Origin of the sequence: Streptomyces sp. NPDC013157 (assembly GCF_042899865.1) — a bacterium.
Lineage (GTDB): Bacteria > Actinomycetota > Actinomycetes > Streptomycetales > Streptomycetaceae > Streptomyces.
Map to the genome: position 1 here is coordinate 210,774 of NZ_JBIBAK010000014.1, position 17,703 is coordinate 228,476.

Annotated in this window: 18 protein-coding genes and 1 pseudogene; 11 read left to right on the top strand and 8 right to left on the bottom strand. The window is 71.7% G+C overall.

Translation table 11 applies throughout. The features are described 5' to 3' along the window. Positions 1–78 precede the first annotated feature (78 nt). Complete coding sequence (locus tag ACFY6U_RS35225) at positions 79–684, top strand: GPP34 family phosphoprotein (RefSeq protein ID WP_390044777.1); 606 nt, start codon at positions 79–81, stop codon at positions 682–684. A gap of 69 nt (positions 685–753) precedes the next feature. Next, on the top strand, positions 754–1,374 hold the full coding sequence (locus tag ACFY6U_RS35230; protein ID WP_390044779.1) for a DedA family protein: 621 nt from the start codon (positions 754–756) through the stop codon (positions 1,372–1,374). Positions 1,375–1,386: 12 nt separating this feature from the next. Here the strand turns inward: ACFY6U_RS35230 and ACFY6U_RS35235 are convergent, their stop codons facing one another. Together ACFY6U_RS35235 and ACFY6U_RS35240 are read right to left on the bottom strand one after the other, a co-directional pair. Then, positions 1,387–2,538 carry an MFS transporter gene (locus ACFY6U_RS35235; protein ID WP_390045000.1) on the bottom strand — a complete coding sequence of 384 codons (1,152 nt, stop codon included), beginning with the start codon at positions 2,536–2,538 and terminating at the stop codon, positions 1,387–1,389. 126 nt (positions 2,539–2,664) lie between these two features. Next, positions 2,665–3,204: a hypothetical protein gene (locus ACFY6U_RS35240; RefSeq protein ID WP_390044781.1), complete on the bottom strand. Its 540-nt coding sequence runs from the start codon at positions 3,202–3,204 to the stop codon at positions 2,665–2,667. Positions 3,205–3,721: 517 nt separating this feature from the next. On the opposite strand from ACFY6U_RS35240, the gene ACFY6U_RS35245 reads away from it, so the two are divergent. The 6 genes and pseudogenes from ACFY6U_RS35245 to ACFY6U_RS35270 all read left to right on the top strand — a co-directional run bounded on the left by ACFY6U_RS35245 (position 3,722) and on the right by ACFY6U_RS35270 (position 9,788). Continuing rightward, positions 3,722–4,539 (top strand): IS5 family transposase gene (locus ACFY6U_RS35245; protein WP_390044783.1). Its coding sequence is split into 2 segments (ribosomal slippage): positions 3,722–4,418 and positions 4,418–4,539, totalling 819 coding nucleotides; the frame shifts between segments, so codons are not numbered across the junction. Positions 4,540–4,608: 69 nt separating this feature from the next. Then, positions 4,609–4,953 (top strand): cupin domain-containing protein, encoded by a 345-nt coding sequence (locus ACFY6U_RS35250; RefSeq protein WP_390044785.1) that lies wholly within the window; start codon positions 4,609–4,611, stop codon positions 4,951–4,953. A 1,057-nt stretch (positions 4,954–6,010) separates the two neighbouring features. Beyond that, a complete protein-coding gene (locus tag ACFY6U_RS35255; protein WP_390044787.1) occupies positions 6,011–6,733 on the top strand; it encodes an ABC transporter ATP-binding protein in 723 nt (240 codons plus the stop codon). Beyond that, positions 6,727–9,183 carry an FtsX-like permease family protein gene (locus ACFY6U_RS35260; RefSeq protein ID WP_390044789.1) on the top strand — a complete coding sequence of 819 codons (2,457 nt, stop codon included), beginning with the start codon at positions 6,727–6,729 and terminating at the stop codon, positions 9,181–9,183. The genes ACFY6U_RS35255 and ACFY6U_RS35260 overlap by 7 nt, the downstream gene beginning before the upstream one ends. 250 nt (positions 9,184–9,433) lie before the next feature. After that, a pseudogene (locus tag ACFY6U_RS35265) lies at positions 9,434–9,532 on the top strand (acetaldehyde dehydrogenase (acetylating)); the annotation flags it as partial. 28 nt (positions 9,533–9,560) lie between these two features. Next, positions 9,561–9,788, top strand: a complete 228-nt coding sequence (locus ACFY6U_RS35270) for a hypothetical protein (RefSeq protein WP_390044791.1) — start codon at positions 9,561–9,563, stop codon at positions 9,786–9,788. On the opposite strand, the gene ACFY6U_RS35275 is transcribed toward ACFY6U_RS35270, so the two are convergent. From ACFY6U_RS35275 to ACFY6U_RS35295, 5 genes are read right to left on the bottom strand one after another with little or no spacing between them, the layout of a single operon-like run. Further along, entirely contained in the window at positions 9,781–10,650 is an 870-nt protein-coding gene (locus tag ACFY6U_RS35275) for a carbohydrate ABC transporter permease (RefSeq protein WP_390044793.1), read from the bottom strand. The genes ACFY6U_RS35270 and ACFY6U_RS35275 overlap by 8 nt on opposite strands. After that, positions 10,647–11,609 carry a carbohydrate ABC transporter permease gene (locus ACFY6U_RS35280; RefSeq protein WP_390044795.1) on the bottom strand — a complete coding sequence of 321 codons (963 nt, stop codon included), beginning with the start codon at positions 11,607–11,609 and terminating at the stop codon, positions 10,647–10,649. The genes ACFY6U_RS35275 and ACFY6U_RS35280 overlap by 4 nt, the downstream gene beginning before the upstream one ends. After that, on the bottom strand, positions 11,603–12,952 hold the full coding sequence (locus tag ACFY6U_RS35285; RefSeq protein ID WP_390044797.1) for an ABC transporter substrate-binding protein: 1,350 nt from the start codon (positions 12,950–12,952) through the stop codon (positions 11,603–11,605). The genes ACFY6U_RS35280 and ACFY6U_RS35285 overlap by 7 nt, the downstream gene beginning before the upstream one ends. Next, positions 12,949–13,938, bottom strand: a complete 990-nt coding sequence (locus ACFY6U_RS35290) for a GNAT family N-acetyltransferase (RefSeq protein ID WP_390044799.1) — start codon at positions 13,936–13,938, stop codon at positions 12,949–12,951. Before ACFY6U_RS35290 ends, ACFY6U_RS35285 begins: the two co-directional genes overlap by 4 nt. Positions 13,939–13,993: 55 nt before the next feature. Beyond that, positions 13,994–15,190 (bottom strand): exo-beta-N-acetylmuramidase NamZ domain-containing protein, encoded by a 1,197-nt coding sequence (locus ACFY6U_RS35295; protein WP_390044801.1) that lies wholly within the window; start codon positions 15,188–15,190, stop codon positions 13,994–13,996. A gap of 217 nt (positions 15,191–15,407) precedes the next feature. On the opposite strand from ACFY6U_RS35295, the gene ACFY6U_RS35300 reads away from it, so the two are divergent. The 3 genes from ACFY6U_RS35300 (at position 15,408) to ACFY6U_RS35310 (ending at position 16,945) form a co-directional block, all read left to right on the top strand. After that, the gene (locus tag ACFY6U_RS35300; RefSeq protein ID WP_390044803.1) at positions 15,408–16,001 is read left to right on the top strand and encodes an FG-GAP repeat domain-containing protein; all 594 of its coding nucleotides are present in this window, start codon (positions 15,408–15,410) and stop codon (positions 15,999–16,001) included. 237 nt (positions 16,002–16,238) lie between these two features. Then, a complete protein-coding gene (locus ACFY6U_RS35305; RefSeq protein WP_390044805.1) occupies positions 16,239–16,427 on the top strand; it encodes a hypothetical protein in 189 nt (62 codons plus the stop codon). A gap of 203 nt (positions 16,428–16,630) precedes the next feature. Next, positions 16,631–16,945 carry a hypothetical protein gene (locus tag ACFY6U_RS35310; RefSeq protein WP_390044807.1) on the top strand — a complete coding sequence of 105 codons (315 nt, stop codon included), beginning with the start codon at positions 16,631–16,633 and terminating at the stop codon, positions 16,943–16,945. Between the two features lie 123 nt (positions 16,946–17,068). Here the strand turns inward: ACFY6U_RS35310 and ACFY6U_RS35315 are convergent, their stop codons facing one another. Continuing rightward, the gene (locus ACFY6U_RS35315) at positions 17,069–17,698 is read right to left on the bottom strand and encodes a LysE family translocator (RefSeq protein ID WP_390044808.1); all 630 of its coding nucleotides are present in this window, start codon (positions 17,696–17,698) and stop codon (positions 17,069–17,071) included. Between the last annotated feature and the right edge of the window lie 5 nt (positions 17,699–17,703).

Genomic DNA, 17,703 nt, shown 5'->3' on the forward strand with positions numbered 1-17,703 from the left:
ACACCTCTCGATACCTCTGATACCTCTAGTGCTTCAGATAGCTCTGGTGCCTTCGTCGCCTCTGTTGGGGAGTCCGTCATGACCACACCCCGGGACCTGTTCCTCGTCACCGTGTACGACGCCGCCGCGCGGCCCGTCGAGCAGGGTGACCTCTCGCTGGCGCTCGCGGGAGCCGAACTGGTCGATCTCATCGACGCCGGGGCGGTCACGCTCGACGGCGAGCTCATCGTGCCCGCACCGGCGGGCGGGACGGTCGACCGGCTCCTCGACGAGGCTGCGGCGGCGCTGCGGCGGGAGACGCCGTACGAGTCGGTCGAGGACTGGCTGTGGCGGCGGGGCCGCGGCCTGGGCGCCGCCTATCTGGACGCCCTGGAGGCGGACGGGACCGTGGCCCAGCAGCGGCGGCGCTGGCTGCCGCTGCCGACCGGGCGGACGGAGGCCGCCGACTCGCCCGAGCGCGCGCAGGCGCACGAGCGCTGGGCGTCGGGTGAGCCGGTGCTCGCCGCCCTCACGGCCGCGGTGGGGATCCGGGACGAGGCGGCCAAGGACCTCGCGAGTGCGGTCTCCGACGCGATCGTGACGGTGGTGGCCGCCGTGGACGACGCCGTGACGGAACTGGCCGCCGTACGCCAGCGCAGGGAGATCGAGGACGCGGCCTTCGACAACGTCTGGCGCGGCCTGTGACGGCCGTCCTCCGGCTCCCCGGGGTTCCCGCCCGGACCTTCGACCGCGTCGGCCGCGTACGGTGGGGGCATGGCGCCGCCGCTCCCGGGCCCGCTGGCTCATCTGGCCCCGCTGCTCACCCACTACGGCTACTGGGCCGTCGGTGCCGTGGTCCTGGTGGAGGACTTCGGAGTCCCCGCCCCGGGGGAGACCATCCTGATCGCCGCGGGCATCTACGCGGGGGCCGGACAACTGAACATCGTGGCCGTCGCGGTCATCGCGTTCGCCGCCGCCGTGGCCGGGGACAACATCGGCTATCTGATCGGCCACACCGGCGGCCGGGCCTTCGTGCACCGCTGGGGACGCTATGTGTTCCTGACCCCGGAGCGCTTCCGGACGGCCGAGCAGTTCTTCACCCACCATGGCGGCAAGATCGTCGCGGTGGCCCGCTTCGTGGAAGGGCTCCGCCAGGTCAACGGCATCATCGCGGGCACCAGCGGTATGCCCTGGCGCCGATTCCTGGTCTTCAACGCCCTCGGCGCGGCACTGTGGGTCGGCCTGTGGGCGAGCCTCGCCTATGTGACGGGCACCCACATCACCGCCGTCTACGACACGATCAGCCGCTACCAGCTGTACGCGCTCATCGCCCTCGGCGTGCTCGTCGCCGCGCTCGTCCTGCGGCACCTCCTGCGCCGCCGGCGCCTGGACTGACCGGGAGACCGTTCACCTTTCCGGCTCGCCCCCGGGTACGGCCGGCACCGTCCGACGTCGGACGAGCGCGACCACCGCGCCCAGCCCGGTCAGGACCGCGAGCGCCCCGTAGCCGTAGGTGAGCGAGGCGAGCCAGGCGACCGCGGCGACGAGCAACGGGCCCCCCGCGTCGCCGAGTTCGCGGCCGAGCTCGGCGGCACCCATGGTCTGCCCCAGTCGTTCGGCGGGGGTGCTCGCGGCCAGCGCGGCGAAGCCGAGCGGGGTGATCAGCCCGGTACCGGCGCCGATCAGGGCGGCCCCGACGAGGATGCCGGTCAGTCCCGGCAGCATCGCGCAGGCCAGCCCCACGGCGGTGACCGACAGTCCCGCGGCGAGGCCGGTGCGCGTGGTCAGGCGCCCGTCGTCCAGGGCGCGTCCGGCGCGTGGCTGGACCACTGCGGCGGTCGCGGCGAGCAGCGAGACGGCGGCGCCGGTGGCGACCGTGTCCAGCCCGGCGGCGCGGCCGGAGACGGGCAGGAAGCCGACCCCGACCGAGAGTGCCGCGGTGGCGGCGGCCAGCGCGGAGGTGGGGGCGAGGAACGCCGGGTCGGCGAGCCGACGGGCCAGGTCGAGGACCGTCTGGCGGGCTTTGGACAGCGGCGGTACGGCGGGTACGGCGAGCGCGGCCCATACGGCGACCGCCGCCCCCAGCACCGCGAGGACGGCGAACAGCAGTCGCAGTCCGCCGACCCGGACCAGCACTCCGCCGAGCAGCGGGCCGAGGGTGTAGCCGATGGACTTGTAGAAGCCGTAACCGCCGAAGGCACGGCCGTGCTTGGCGGCCGGGTTGAGGCGGGCGACCAGGGCGGAGGCCGACGGCGAGAAGGCGGAGGCCGCGGCCCCCTGCCCGAGGCGCGCGGCCCAGAGCCAGCCGGGGCTGTCGGCGGCGACGTACAGCGCGGACGCGACGGCGAAGGACACCAGCCCGCCGAGCAGGACCGGACGGGCGCCGATCCGGTCGGCGAGGGTGCCGAACACCGGCTTCAGCAGCACCTCGGCGCCGTCGTACAGCGCGAGCAGCCCGCCCAGCACCAGCAGCGAGATGTGCGCGTCGCCGCCGAGGCTCGCGGCGATGCCGTGCGCCCCGAAGGCGGTGGTGAACCCCGCGGCGTACAGCGGCCACATCTGCCGCTCCGGCGCGGGCCGCGCGGTCACCGCCACCTCCGGTGTCTGCACTCCGGCCTCACCCGCTTCCAGCGCCTGCGTCCCGACCAAAGTACCCGGGGGAGATCGCTCCCCGCCCGTACGGGGTCACCAGGTGTGAGCCACGTCCACCACGAGGTGGTTGGCCGTCTGGAAGACCCGGAACGGCAGCCGGGCACGGACGCCCAGGCCCGCCTGGGTGTACCCCTCCGAGCCACCCGTGACCTTGAACTCCCGGAACGTCCGGTACCCGGTGACGTCGACGGCCGGAAGCGGCGGGTAGGGCACTCCGGTCGCCGGGTCGTAGCGCGGAGCGAACAGCGAGATCTCCAGAATGGCTCCGCCCTTGATCGGCACCACGGCGTCGGACGGGTCCTGGTGCAGTACGTCGACGTAGCGGACGGTGTAGCCGATCGGGTCGGCCGACGTGCCCTGGGCGTCGAAGACCAGCCGGTCGAAGCACTCGTGCTGTCCGGTCCGCACGTCGGTCAGTCGCCTGGAGGCGACAGCGTCACCGGTCTTGTCCAGGCTTCCCCACGTCACGGCACAGTCGACGGCCGTCGGCGCGGCCGTCGCCGGAACCGCGCCGGCCAACAGCCCGCCGCCCGCCAGCATCATCGCGGCCAGTGCAGTACCTGTTCGTCGCATGGCTACCCCCCAGCAGCTCGCGTAGGTGTGTGTCTGTTCAGACCGGCGGCCCTCCGAAAGGTTGTACGTGGCGGAGAAGTCCTTTTCAGCCCGGTTCCAGTACGAAGTCGTACTCGGCCAGCAGGTACGGAACTTCGCGCGTGCTGCCATCAGGAGCCGTGCCTCCACCCGGAGAAATGATGAACTCATCAGAATTGCGTGACGACGACTCCGGCCGGAAGGCGGCGCGGCATGACGCGGCCGGGCGGGACCGGTGACGGGAACGGGAACGGGAACGGGAACGGGAACGGTCCGGAAGGTCAGTCGTCGGGGATACCGGCGCCGCTGAGCGCGGGGACGGTCCCCTCGGGGCGGGCCGGAGAGCGGGCGCCGAGGCGGAACTGCGCCCGCCGACCGGAGGGCGGCATCTGCAATCCGTGCAGGAACAAGGAGCCGGATGCCAAGAGCTCGTAACAGGATCTTGTTGAGGCGCCCTGGTCGAGCGTGACTGACGTGATGATTCGACCGTTCACGTCGTGTGACGCCTCGGCCGTGGACCGTGGACGACGACTTGTGGGCACGGATCGAACCGCTGCTGCCGCCCTGGCCCGAGCGGTCACCGGGGCCCAAGCCGGTGGACGAGCGGCTATGCCTGCAGGGCATTCTGTACGTCCTGCATCAGGACATCGCCTGGCAACTCCTGCCCCTGGAAATGGGGTTCGGCTCCGGACAGACGTGCTGGAGGCGCCTGAACCGCTGGCAGAAGGCCGGAGTCTTCGAACAGCTGCACCGCCTCCTGCACGCCGAACTGAACCCGGCCGGCGAACTCGACTGGTCGCGCGCGTGCGTGGACGGCTCCCACGTCCGCGCGAAAAAAGGGGGAGCCGCGACCGGCCCGTCGCCGGTCGACCGGCGCAAGACGGGCAGCAAACACCACCTGATCTGCGACGGGAAGGGCACCCCGCTCAAGGTCATCACCACTGCGGCGAACGTCAACGACATCACGCAGACTCTGGCCCTCGTCGACGGCGTCCCGCCAGTGGCCGGGCGGCCAGGCCATCCCCGCCGACGCCCCGACGCAGTGCTGGGTGACAAGGCGTACGACTCCCTGGCCGTCCGTCGCGAACTGCGCAAACGCCGGATCATGCCGGTGATCTCTCACAGGGGCACCCCGGACATCAAGGGCCTGGGAAAGCTCCGCTACGTCGTCGAGCAGACCTTTGCCCTACTCCATCAGTCAAACGCCTCGCCGTCCGATGGGAACGACGCCTCGAACTCCACGACGCCTTCCTATCGTTGGGCTGCAGTCTCATCTGTTGGAGGCGACTGAAGAAGGTTCTCTCCTGCTGGAACTGATCGCACAGCCACACGTGTGCTTCGTAGACTCAGGCTCGGTGTGATCACGAGGCGCAGGAGGATTCGATCATGGGAAGTGCCCCGACCCCTGAGCAACCGATGACCCGCGAGGTGCTGCTGGAGGGGCGGCTGCCCATGGCACTGACCACTGAGCGGGTCGAGGTGAGGCGCATCCATATTCTTGCGGGACACCCGGCAGGGCGGCATGCACACAATGGGCCGGTGTTCGGGAGCATCGTCAAGGGCTCGGTGCTGTTCCAGGTCGAGGGCGAGGCCGAGGTGATTCTGCGTCCAGGCGATGTGTTCTTCGAGCCCGCCGGCGTTCCTGTCGCACACTTCGATGCGCTGGACGAGAACGTGACTTTCCTTGCTTACTTCCCGCTCGCTGCTGGCCAGGAGCCCGGCTTGTTGTGAAGCACCCAACGCCCCCTCGCCAAGCGGATGCCGTCCGTCGTCGCAACCCGTGATCGTGTTACGCGTTCCAAGGAGGAATGCGCCGACTGCCGCCGGATGATGATCTCGTACCGGCGCCTGCCCGAGGGCACCAGCCTCTGCCAGACCTGTTCTCCCAAGAACACTCAGGTCTGCTGCCGTTGCGGACGACTACGCCGGGTCAACGCACTGACCTCCGACGGACCGGTCTGCGGCAGCTGCTACTCCACCCCTGCCCGCCTGTGCGGTGTCTGCGGACAGATCGTTCCCATCGTCGCCCGAGCCGACGGCACCAGGCCGGACACCTGCGACCGGTGCTACAAGCGACACGAGAAGACCTGCGCCATCTGTGAAAGGGTCCGCCCAGGTCACCACATCAACGGTGGCCTGGGCCCGTTCCACTGCGACACGTGCCGCCCTCGCGAAGAGTGCGCATGTGCCCTGTGCGGCAAGGTCACGAAGGTCAAGGTCTTCTGGCCGCGAGGGCCAGTGTGCGACTCCTGCTACAGGGCCACTCTGTCGACTCCTGCACCGTGCGCCTCTTGCAGTCGACATCGCTTTCTGCTCGGTCAGACCGCCGAGGGAACTCTCCTGTGCAAGGCGTGCTCGTTCCCCGACGAACGGGTCGAGCGCTGTTCGGCCTGCGGTGAGGCGGCGGACCTCTACTCAGGCCACCACTGTCCCCGCTGCACCCTGGCCGCCCGCGTGACCGACCTTCTTTCCGTAGACGGCGCAAGCGTGGCCCAGCCACTTCAACCCCTCACCGTCGTCCGGACCGGCGCGGAAAATCCCTACCGCGTCCTGCAGTGGCTGCGCCGCACGGCCGCCGCCAACTCGGGTCAGGGGTTCCTCAGGGGTGAGATCAGGGACAGTCCGGAGGCGTGGATGCCACGAACGGCCCTAGCGTCGGTGCGGCGGGTGACCGATGCCCCTATGGAAAGGCGAGCGAGTGCTCCGGAACAAGGCTCTACCGGCACAGGCTTCGAGTCCGGCCTTCGTCGGTGCGGAGAGGCTGGGCCACATTGCCTGCCTGACCGCCGTGCACAAGGCGTACAGCCGTGGCGACAACCGGGTGCGGGCGCTCGATGGGGTGGACGTCAACTTCGCGGCGGGTACCTTCACCGCCATCATGGGCCCCTCGGGCTCGGGCAAGTCGACGCTGCTGCAGTGCGCGGCGGGCCTGGACCGGGTCGACGCGGGCGAGATCCTGTTGGACGGTGTGCCGTTGCACCGGCTCTCCGAGCGGGCGCTGACGGAGTTGCGCCGCGAGCACATGGGCTTCGTCTTCCAGTCCTTCAACCTGATTCCGGCACTGACGGCCCGACAGAACATTGAACTGCCACTCCGGTTGGCCGGGCGCTCCATCGATCCGGCGCTGATCGACAAGGGGCTGGCCGAGGTCGGCCTCGCCGAGCGGGGCGAGCACCGGCCGGCCGAACTGTCGGGTGGTCAGCAGCAGCGCGTCGCGATCGCGCGGGCGCTGGTGACCAGGCCCAAGGTGGTTTTCGCGGACGAGCCGACCGGTGCGCTGGACTCGCGTACCGCGCGTGAGGTCCTGACTCTGCTGCGTGGCGTCGTCGAGCAGCACGGACAGACGGTGATCATGGTCACGCACGACCCGGTGGCCGCCTCGTACGCGCAGCGCGTGGTCTTCCTCGCCGACGGCCAGGTGACCGGCGAGCTGGCCGAGCCGACGGCCGAGACCGTGGCCCTGCGGATGGCCGCGCTGGAGCCCGGCGAGAGCGAGACGAAGCCGTGCTGAGTATCGCCGCAGCCACCCTCCGGCACCGTCTGATGGGCTCCGTGGGCGCCTTCCTCGCCCTCGCCCTCGGCACGACGATGATCGGCATGATGACGCTGACCCTGGCGGCCACCTTTGGCACGCCGCATCCGGGGCCGCAGCGGTTCAAGGAAGCCTTGACCGTCATCGCGCCGCAGGGCTTCGAGGGGCGCCCGATGAGGGCCCCCGCGGTGCTGCCCGCCGACGTTGTGACCAAGGCGACCGAGGCCGGGAAGGCCACGGCCGACCGCAGCTTCCCGGTACGGCTGAATCCCGGCTTTGGGGAGACGACCGGCCACCCCTGGACCTCGGCCAGCTTCGCGGGATACCACCTGGTGGCCGGGCGCGCGCCGCAGGCCCCGGACGAGATCGTCGTCGCCGGTGGCGCCAGATCGCTCATCGGGCGTGAAGCCGAGGCCGTCACCTCCGACGGCGCCGGCCGCTACCGGGTGGTGGGCGTCACCGACGTCCTCTGGTTCGAGAACGCGGTCTTCTTCAGTGGTGCTGAGGCGAAGCGCCTGTCGCCCGGCGTCAACGCACTGGTCACCGACCAGGACGCGAAACAGTTGTCTGCCCTCGTGGGCGGCCGGGCCGTGGTCCTCAGCGGCCACGACCTGACCCGGGTCGACCCCGATTCCACCGGCGGCGCCCAGGCGCTGGCCAACGCCCAGGCGATGGCGGGCAGTACGACCGGACTGGCCGTGTGCGTCGCGGTGTTCGTGGTCATCGCGACCTTCGCCTTCGCCACCGAGCAGCGCCGCCGCGAACTGGCCCTGCTGCGGCTGGTGGGCGCCGCGCCACGGCAGGTGCGGCGCATGGTCCTCGGCGAGGCGATGCTGATCGGCCTGGCGGCGGCGGCCGCCGGCTGCGTCTTCGCACCGCTGGGCACCATGCCGCTGCGCTCCTGGATGCTCGACCATAACGTCGCCCCGTCCTGGTTCGCCATCCCCTTCAACCCGCTGCCGCTGCTGATCTCCTTCGTCATCGGCGTGGCCGCGGCGCTGGCCGGCTCGGCCGCCACCCTCGTCCGGGTCTCGCTGATCCGGCCGATCGAGGTGCTGCGCGAAAGCGTGGTGGAGCGTCGCGGTCTGACGCCGATCCGCTGGCTGCTCGGGATCGGGATGCTGATCGGCGCAGTCGTCGCGGGGATCGTGATCTCCCGGACCGAGCCGTATCTGGCGTCCAGTGCCCGCAAGTATGAGGCGGTGCCGGTCCTCTACGTCGGGGCGGTCACCCTGCTGGCGCCGATCCTGCTGCGACCGGTCACCCGGCTGCTGACCGGCCCGCTGCGCGGCTCGGCCAAGGCCGGCCCGCTGCTGGTGCGCGAGAACATCCTCACCTCCCGGCGGCGTACGGCCGCCATGGTGGCGCCGATCGTGGTGGCCGTCGGGCTGGTCGGCGCCCTGTTGACGATGCAGAAGTCCGGTGACGCCGCGGTCCTCGCCCGCCAGCAGCAGGAGACCAAGGCGGCGGACGTCGTCGTGCCCGGCGGTTCCGGGATCGACGCCCGCACGCTGCGGCGGCTGACGGCCGTGCCCGGGCTCCGGGTCACCCCGGTGACCTCGATGAACGTCCGGATCGGCACCGCCCAGGGCGAGCAGATCGACTCGCTCACCACCAACGCGGTGCCCGCGGCGGCGCTGGGCGCCACGATCACGCCGCCCGTGCTCTCCGGGTCCCTCGCCTCGCCGCCGGACAACTTCCTGGTCGTCGACGAGCACGCGGCCCAGTCCGACAGCCTGTCGGCAGGGGACCACGTGGTCACGCTGCTGCCGACCGGCGAGAAGGTCCGAACCGTCATCGCGGCAGTGGTCGCGCGCGGTCTGAACGGCGACGACACCTATGTGTCCGCGTCACTGACCGGCGCGGTGATGCCGAGCCAGGTCTATCTCGATTCGACGGCGGGCCCGGGCCGGCCGCTCGACGAGCGGCAGACGGCCGCGGTGAACCAGGCGCTGGCCGGCTCCGGCGCGCACGTCCTGGCCTATGGCGCCTACCTGGAGGCCCAGCGCGCGCACGCCGCCGAGCAGACGAACAACGCCGCGGTGGTCATCCTGGGGATCGCACTGGCTTACGCGCTGATCGCGGTCGCCAACACGCTGATCATGGCGATGGCCGGGCGGCGGAAGGAGTTCGCCCTGCTCGGGCTGGCCGGCACGGTGCGTAGTCAGATCGTGAAGGTCGCCGCCGCCGAGACTGCTGTGGCGGTGGTCGTCGGCACCGTACTCGCCGCCGTGGCGACCGGACTCGCCGCAGTGACCCAGCACGTCTCGCTGAGCAGACTCGTGACCGGCGCGCCGACGTTGATCCCGTGGGCGCAGGTCCTGGGGACCGTCGTGCTCTGCGCCCTCGTCACCGTGGTCACCGCGTCGGGAGCGGCCTGGCGTGCGACCCGCCGACGCGCGATCGAAGCCGCAGGCATCCGCGAGTAGGGTCTGGCCGGGACCACGCGCGGGCCGCTGGTTCATTCCCACCTCTCGTCAGCCACTGTCGCCAGCTGCTGCTCGGCGTCCCTGCCGAGCGCCCTGGCGCTGTCAAAACCAATGAACATTTCGACTCGCTCCCGGCGGCCAGATGCCTCACGAGCCGGAGCTGACCAGTCCCGGAATACTGCAACCCTCGAATACCGGCACTTCACCAGTGGTTCGAGAAGGCCGCCGCCGACGACGACCCGCTGCGCGCACCCTCTCCCCCGGCACCGACGAGCCCCTCGAGGTGTCGGTCTTCCTGGAGGTCGAGGGCGCCGCCCACTACCTGCCCGCCTACGCCGGGAACCTCGACAGTCGCCGATGCCCTCGCGGCACACGGCGTGGTCTGGATCCCCGACTACGTCGCCGGTGCCGGAGGCATCGTCTACGCGCTCGGCCGGGAATCGGAGAACCACGGCCACGAGGCCGCCCTCCGGCGGGTGGAGGGCATCGGCGACACCGTCGGCCGTGTTCCCGACCTGGCGCGTGCGACCGGCGTCACCCCGCAGCGGGCCGCCCGGCAGATCGCCGGGGCCCGGCTCACTGCCGCCGCCTCACCCGTTACTTGAGGCCGCTGAGCATGACACCCCTGATGTAGTACTTCTGGAGCAGCAGGAAGAGGACCAGGACCGGCAGGACGCTCAGGACCAGGCCGGCCATGACGATGGGCAGGGTGCGGGTCGGGTCGACGTAGTCCTGGAGGAACTGGATGCCGACGGGCAGGGTCATCACGTCGGGGTTGGCGGTCGAGACGAGCAGGGCCCAGATGTACTCGTTCCAGGCGTCGACGAAGGTCAGCAGGCCGAGGGTGACCAGGACCGGCTTGGTCTGCGGGACGACGATCCGCCACCAGACGGTGAACTCGCCGGCGCCGTCGATGCGCGCGGCCTCCAGGACCTCGTCCGGGATCGAGACCATGAACTGGCGGGTCAGGAAGATCCCGAAGCTGCTGACGAGGAACGGCATGGCGAGCGCCACGATGCTGACGGTCAGTCCGGCGCCGCCGCGCCCGAGGAGGTCGTTGCCGCCGGCCAGCGGCCAGTGCACCAGGATCAGGAAGTGCGGGATGAAGAAGAGGAACGGCGGGAACATCATCGTCGACAGCACGAGACGGAAGACGAAGGCCCGGCCGGGAAAGCGGAGTTTGGCGAGCGCGTAGCCGGCGAGCGACGACGTGAGCAGCACCGAACCGGTGATCGTGGTGGTGGCGACGACGCTGTTGCGGAAGAGCACCGGAAGGTCGAGCTGCTGGATCGCCGCCCGGTAGTTGGACAGGTCGAACGCCTTCGGCAGGAACCGGTACGGCAGCGTGCCGGCCTCGTCCGGTCCCTTGAAGGAGGTCATCAGCATGTCGGCGAACGGCACCACCGTGAGCACCGCGCCGACGCCGACCAGCAGATACGACAGCCACGGGACTCGGCGGCGGATCATGCGTCCTCCCCTTTGCGCCGGAAGAGCCACAACTGCACCAGCGTGACCGCGAGGACGACCGTGAACAGCACGAAGGCGGCGGCGCTCGCGGTGCCCCAGTCACCGTAGGAGAAGGCCTGCCGGTACATCTCGAGGGCGGCCACGTCGGTGGCGTCCCCGGGTCCGCCCTTGGTCATCACGATGATCAGCGCGAAGGACTGGAGACCGGTGAGGAACTGGGTGACGCACACGAACAGCAGGGACGGCCGCAGCAACGGCAGCGTGATCCGCCAGAAGACGGTCACGGGCCCGGCGCCGTCGAGCGCGGCGGCCTCGTAGTACGACTCGGGGATGGACTTCAGCCCGGCGGTCAGGACGAGGATCGCCGAGCCGACGGAGGCCCAGGCCTGGACGACCACCACCGAGGGCAGCGCGGTGTCCGGGTCCTGGAGGAAGGCCACCGAGCCGAGCCCGGCGGCGTTGAGGACACCGTTGACGAGGCCGCCCGGCTGGTACATGTACTTCCAGACGTTGCCGACGGCGACGACGGTGGTGACGATCGGCAGGAAGTACAGGGTGCGCCACAGCCCCTGGAACCGCAGCTTGTCGATGCAGGTGGCGACGAGCACGGAGCCGGCGAGCGCGAGGACCACCGTGCCCAGGGCGAACAGCAGCGTGTTGGTGAGGACCGGCGTCAGGAACGTCGAGCCGGCGGTGAACAGGCCGGCGAAGTTGTCCAGGCCGACCGGGTCGATGTCACCGAGGTCGAACCCGGCCCACCGGGACGTCGACAGCAGCACCGCGAAGCCGAGCGGGAGGGCGAGGAAGACGGCGTAGAACAGGAGCGTCGGGGCCAGGAAGAGGTAGGCGACGACGGCCTGGCGGCGCCGGTTCCGGGCGCGGACGCGGACTCCGTCGGCGGCGGACCTCTCGCGCGCCGCCCGTTCGGTCGGCTCCGGTGCCAGGGTGGCGTTCACCATGACCGCGACACCTCCTGGTCGACCTGGCGGCGGGTGGAGCGCAAGGCCTCGTCGACCGTCTGCTGACCGGTCCACAGGGCCTCGACGTTCTTGCGCAGCAGTGACTTGGCCTGCTGCGCGCCCGGCACGTTCGGTTCGGGTACGGCGTACGCCAGCGCGTCCAGGAACGGGTGCAGGTTCGGGTCGCCGCCCGAGCCGAGGAGTCTCCGCATGTCGTCGGCGCGGCCGGTGAGGGAGCCGACCGATGCCTGCAGGGCGCTCATCCGGGTCGTGCCGCGCACCTTCTCGGTGTTGAGCCAGCGCAGGAACTCCCAGGCCTCGCGCGGATGCCGGCTGGCCGTGTTGACGCCGAGCATGAAGCCGGTGGAGAGCGTGGCGCGCCTGCCGTCCGCTGCGGGCAGGGGTACGGGAGCGACGCCGACGTCACGGTAGGCGGTGCCCATCAGCGCCTTCAGGTTCGCGGTCCACCAGCCGGCGCTGATCACCATGGCGACCTGGCCGGAGGCGAACGCCTGGTAGACGTTGACGGCGGGGGCGCTCGCGTGCCGGTCCACGAGGCGGCGCTCCAGGTCGAGGACGGCGCGGCCGGCCGGCGAGTCGATGGCGGTGCTCCTGCCGTCCGCCGACACGAACCGCCCGCCGGCCGCGTTGAGCAGGGCGAGGGTCTGGCCGACGGTCGTGGAGTCGTCGAAGGTCGACAGGCCGAACCCCTGGACGAGCGTGTTGCCGTAGCGGTCCTGCCGGGCGGTGCGGTACGCGGTCTGCTCCAGCTCCGGCCAGGTGCGCGGCGGGCCGTCGACGCCGGCCTCGCGCAGCAGTCGCCTGTTGTAGTAGAGGGCGTACGTCTGCATCTCGGTGGGGTAGCCGTACACCGTGCCGTCGACCGACGCGGAGCCGACCGCGGCGGCGCCGTAGCCGCGGTGGATCTCCTCGGCGTGCTCGGGCGGCGCGGGCCGCAGCACTCCGGCCCGGACGAGCTGGCCGTTCCACAGGCAGTACGGGTGCAGGATGTCCGTGCCCTGGCCCGCGGCCTGCCGGACCATGAAGGTGGTCAGCAGGTCGGTGAACTCGACGGCTTTCGTCCGCACCTTGACCCGGTCGTGCAGGGCGTTCCACTCGTCCACCGGGCCCTGTAGGGCCTTCTTCAGCTCCCCGCTCGCGTAGTGGGAGAGCAGGGTGAGGACGACCGGATCACCGGCCCGCCCGGTCCCCTCGTGCGGGGCGGCGCACCCGGACGCGAGGAGCGCCGAGGGCAGCCCGAGCGCGAAGCCACGCCGGCTCAGCGACCGGCCCGGTGAGCGGCGGTGTGAGGGGCCCGGTGACCGGCTCGGTGACGGTGTCACCGGGCGGCCTCCCGGCGCATCACCCGGAACACCCGGGTGGTGGTGAAGCCGCTCTTGCGGTAGAGGTGGCCCGCCGGCGACTGCGCGCCGGTCCACAGGAACCACGCGGAGTGCGCGCGGAGCGCCCGCATCCGCTCCAGGACCAGGTGGAGCAGGACCTCTCCGAGACCGGTGCCGCGCAGTTCCTCCAGCACGCCGATCGGGCCGAACCGCTCGTCGACCGAGTCGAACGCGCCGTGCATGGCCCAGCCGGCCATGCGGCCCTCGGGGTCGCGGGCCACGACGATCCGGTCGAGCGGCGTGCCCGCGGTCAGGCACGCCCGGATCGTGGCCGCCCAGTCCGGCCCGAAGTGGCCCCCGGCGAGCGCGAGCAGGTCCACCAGGTCGTCGTCGGCCGGGGTGCCGAACCGGTAGCCCCGCGCGGTGAGTTCGGCCACCCGGAGCGCGACGTCCGCCGGGAGGCGGTAGCCGACCAGGACGCGGTCCATCGCCGCCGCCTCGTACAGGGTGCGAAAGCCCAGGGAGTCGAGGAGCCCGGCCGCCTCCGGGTAGGCCTCCGCGTCCAGGCCGGGGAAGACGTAGTTCGGGGTGTACGAGGAGAAGTCCACCCGGGTACGACCGTGGCCGTGCAGCCACTCGAGGGCCTCGGTCAGCAGCCGGCGGCCGAGGCCGAGGCCGCGGGCGTCCGGGTCGACGAAGAAGAACGGGATCCAGCCCTGTTCGGGCTCCAGGTCGGTGCCGGCCATCGGGGTCAGCCGGCGCACCGCGTAGGCGGCGCCGACGACACGTTCGCCGTCTACGGCGACCCGTAGGCCGTCCGGGTCGAAGTTGGGGTCGAGGAGCACCAGGGAGCGGAACCGGTCCGCGGTGACGGGGTCGGCGGGCGCGCTCCGCCGCCACGTCTCCACCAGCCGCGGTCCGTCGCCCGCGCGGAAGCCGCGGACCCCGGCCCGGGTCGTCGTCGTGAGAGTCGTGAGATCGGTCATCGACGGGGTGTCCTTCCGAGCGGGGCGGCGGCTGTCGGGGAGGGAGCGGCGGGAGTCAGGGGTAGAGCAGCACGTCGTCGCCGGCCCAGCGGCCGGGCGGGGCCGGCGGGTCGCACAGCGGCAGCGGGTCGTCGCCGGCGTCGACGGCGCGCCGCAGCCGGTCGGAACCCCACAGCAGGTCCACGAGGTGACGGTGGCCGGTCCGCTCGGCGCCGCCGTCCGTGGTGTGCCACGCGAAGTCGTCCGGGTACAGCCGCCGCAGCGTGGCGAGCATCGCGACGGCGGTGCGTACGGGGGCGAACGCCGCACGGTCGGTGACGTGGAGCTGGACCCCGCGCAGCGGTCGTCCGGCGTGTTTGTGGAAGGCCGGTACGAACCGCAGGTCGCGGAAGTGCACGCCGGGCAGACCGAGTTCGGCGAGGGCGGGGGCGAAGCGGGCGTCGAGATAGGGGGCGCCGACGATCTCGAAGGGCTGGGTGGTGCCCCGGCCCTCGGAGAGGTTGGTGCCCTCGAAGAGGCAGGTGCCGGGGTACACGGTGGCGGTGGCGGGTGTCGGGATGTTCGGCGAGGGCGCGATCCAGGGCAGCCCGGTGGCGGCGGTGTCCATGGCGCGCCGCCAGCCGAGGGCCTGGATCACCGTCAGGTCGGCCGCTCGGCCCGCCGCCCGGGGCACGGCCGAGGCGTTGAGGTACCGGGCGAGTTCGCCGCAGGTGAGACCGTGCCGGACGGGGATCGGGGCGCGGCCGACGAAGCTGGCCCACGCCGGTTCGAGCAGTGGGCCCTCGCTGACGAGTCCGCCGAGCGGATTGGGCCGGTCGGCGACCACGAACCGGATGCCGGTGCGGGCCGCCGAGACCATCAGGTCGAACATGGTCCACACGTAGGTGTAGTACCGGGCGCCGATGTCCTGGAGGTCGTGGACCAGGGCGTCGACCCCGCTGTCGATCAGCAGCTTGTCGAGCCGTTCGCCGTCGCACCGGTAGGTGTCGTGGACCGGCAGCCCGGTGTCGGGGTCGGTCCGGGCGGTCTCGCCCTCACCGGCCTGACCGGTCCCGTGCAGTCCGTGTTCGGGACCGAACAGGGCGACCAGCGGCGCGCCGGCCGCGAGCAGCGCGGGTGCGGCCGGGCGCAGGCCGGGCAGGACGCCGGTGTGGTTGGTCACCAGCCCGAAGCGGCCGGGCCCGGCGAGTGCGGGCGCCGCGTGCAGCCGTGCGATCCCGGTCGTCACCGTGACGCGGTCGTCCGTGCTCATCCCTTGCCCCGTCTGCCGGTGACACCTCTCTCAAGCAATAGCCAGGAATTTACTCTTATGTCCCGTAATTCCGGCCATGAATCGCCGACGGCTCACGCGCCCCGTGTGTCACCCGCCCGCACGCGCCCGCCGCCTGATCAACTGCCGTCACTGTTCCCCCACTTACCTCCTAAGCTGCGCACCAGGGCAAACGCCCCCACGGGGAGGGAACTCACACATGGGCAGATCTGCCATGCCGTCGGGCCGCCTGCGCGCAGCGGCCCCACGACGCCGGTCGCCGTCTCACTCGCCCTCGGGGGCACGGGGCTTTCACGTCTACGGAGACGGATCCGGCGGCCTGCCGGACGGCAGCGGCGACCTGCTCGCCCTCGACGCCCACGGCCGGACCTGGCTCCACTACGGCACGCTGAACCACGTGTGGCAGATGGGCAGCGGCCGGCCCGCCACCGCCAGGCCCGTGGCCATGGGCGACCTGAGCGGTGACGGCTGCAACGACGTGGCCGTCGGCGCCGGGGACCTCAACGGCGACGGCATCGGCGACCTGCCGGCCCGGGACAGGTCGAACAACCTGTACCGCTACTACGGCAAGGGCAACGGCACCTTCTCCGCGCGGGTGAAGATCGCCTCCGGCCGGGGCGCCTCGTACAACGTGGCCCTCGGGGTCGGGGACGTCGCCGGAGACGGCAAGGCCGACCTGGTCGCCCGGGACGCGGCCAACCGCCTGTACCGGCAGAACGGCACCGGGAAGGGCACGTTCGGCCCCAGGGTGTTGGTCAACCACGGCGGTTTCGGCTACACCGCGTCGTTCTGAGCCGCCCCTTCCGGTCCCCGTGGCGGAACGGCAGCGGGATCAGCACGGGAACCGCCGGGGCGAGGAGGTAGCGGCAGCCGAAGATGCCGGTCATGGCCTTTCGGGTCGTGACCGGCAGACATCGCCGCGGCCGCTGCCCAGCCCGTGGGAGCGCCCGTCCGGGGAACCCGTTGCCCCGATGGTGTGACGACACCGGTCACGCCGACTCCCTTGCGCCTCGGGGACGTTTGAACAGACATGGGCCTCAGCGACACTCCCCCCTCCGCCCAGCTGTCGGACGCCTGCCGGCCGGACCGGCGCCATCCGGACGGGCGCGTACCGGATCCGCCGCTCCAGGGCCCGGCGCCGGGTTTCGTGTGGCGGACCGCGATGGTCGGCCTGTCGGCGCTCACCGTCGCGGTCGCCCTGGTGGTGGCCTTCGTGTGAGCCCTCCCACCCCCGCCGGCCGGACCCGGCGTCACGGCAGGCCGACGGGTGTCGCTCGGACGTGGGACGTATGCGTGTCGCCGGGCCGTCCGGGTGGGGTGACGGTGTGTGATGTCGCGGTGCCCAGGCGTCACCGCGGCTCCTTGTCGCCGTTGTCACCATTGTCACAGTTGTCACAGTTGAACTTCACGAAGGACTTCACGATGCGTCTGCTCCGTCCGCTCGCCGTCGCTCTCGGCGGGCTTGCCCTCACCGTCATCACCGTGGGTCCGGCGGCCGCCGCCCCAGGGACGTTCGTCTGGGTGGGGCCGCAGGGCAAGGCGTACGCCATCCAGAACCCGCCGGACCGCAAGTGCCTCGACATGGCGCAGGAGGCGCGCGGGCCGCAGAACGCCACGAAGAAGGCGCTCGTCGTCTACAGCAAGCCCAAGTGCAAGGGCACCGCGCACCGGGTCGCCCCCGGGCACTCGGCCGCCGGCACCGTGCGTTTCGCCAGCGTGGTCTTCAACCCCCGCTAGACCGCGGCCCGTTCAGCCCTCCGGTGGCGCCGACCACGTCGTGGTGATCGGCGCCACCGGTTTGTGCGCCTCTCGGCGCCCGCGTCGGGCGGTGCTCTCCGGTACGACGCCCACCGGCTCCGGTCAGACTCCCCCGGCCACCGCCACACCGAGCCCGCACAGCACCACGCCGGTGACGAGGTCCAGGGCGCGTCGCACCGCCGGCCGGGAGACCAGGGCCCGGCCCCGGCCGACGGCCCAGGTGAAGAGCAGGTACCAGCAGGCGTTGACGACGGCCCACAGGACGCCGAGCGCGACGCTGCTCAGCAGGACGGGACCGTCGGCCGTGACGAACTGGGGCAGCACCGACACGGCGAACACCCCGGCCTTGGGATTGCCCAGCGTGGTGCCCAGGCCGGCACCGTACGCGCTCCGGAGCCCGCCGGGACCGGCGCTCCCGCCGTCCGGACCGATCGCCGCGGCGCCCTCCTTCGCCGCCGCCCTGAGGGTGCCGAGCCCCAGCGCGAACAGCACCGCCCCGCCGGCGACACGTACCACCAGATACGCGTGCGGGTTGGCCAGGAGCACCGCGAAGAGGCCCACGGCGGCGGCGGTCGACCAGACGAGCAGCCCGGTGGAGTTGCCCGCGATGGTGGCCCGGGCGGGCCGAGGGCCGAACGCGAGGATCTGCCGGATCATCAGCGCCTGCCCGGCGCCCGGGAGCATGGCCAGCAGCCAGGTGGTGAGCACGAAGAGGGGCAGATGGACGGGCACGTGTC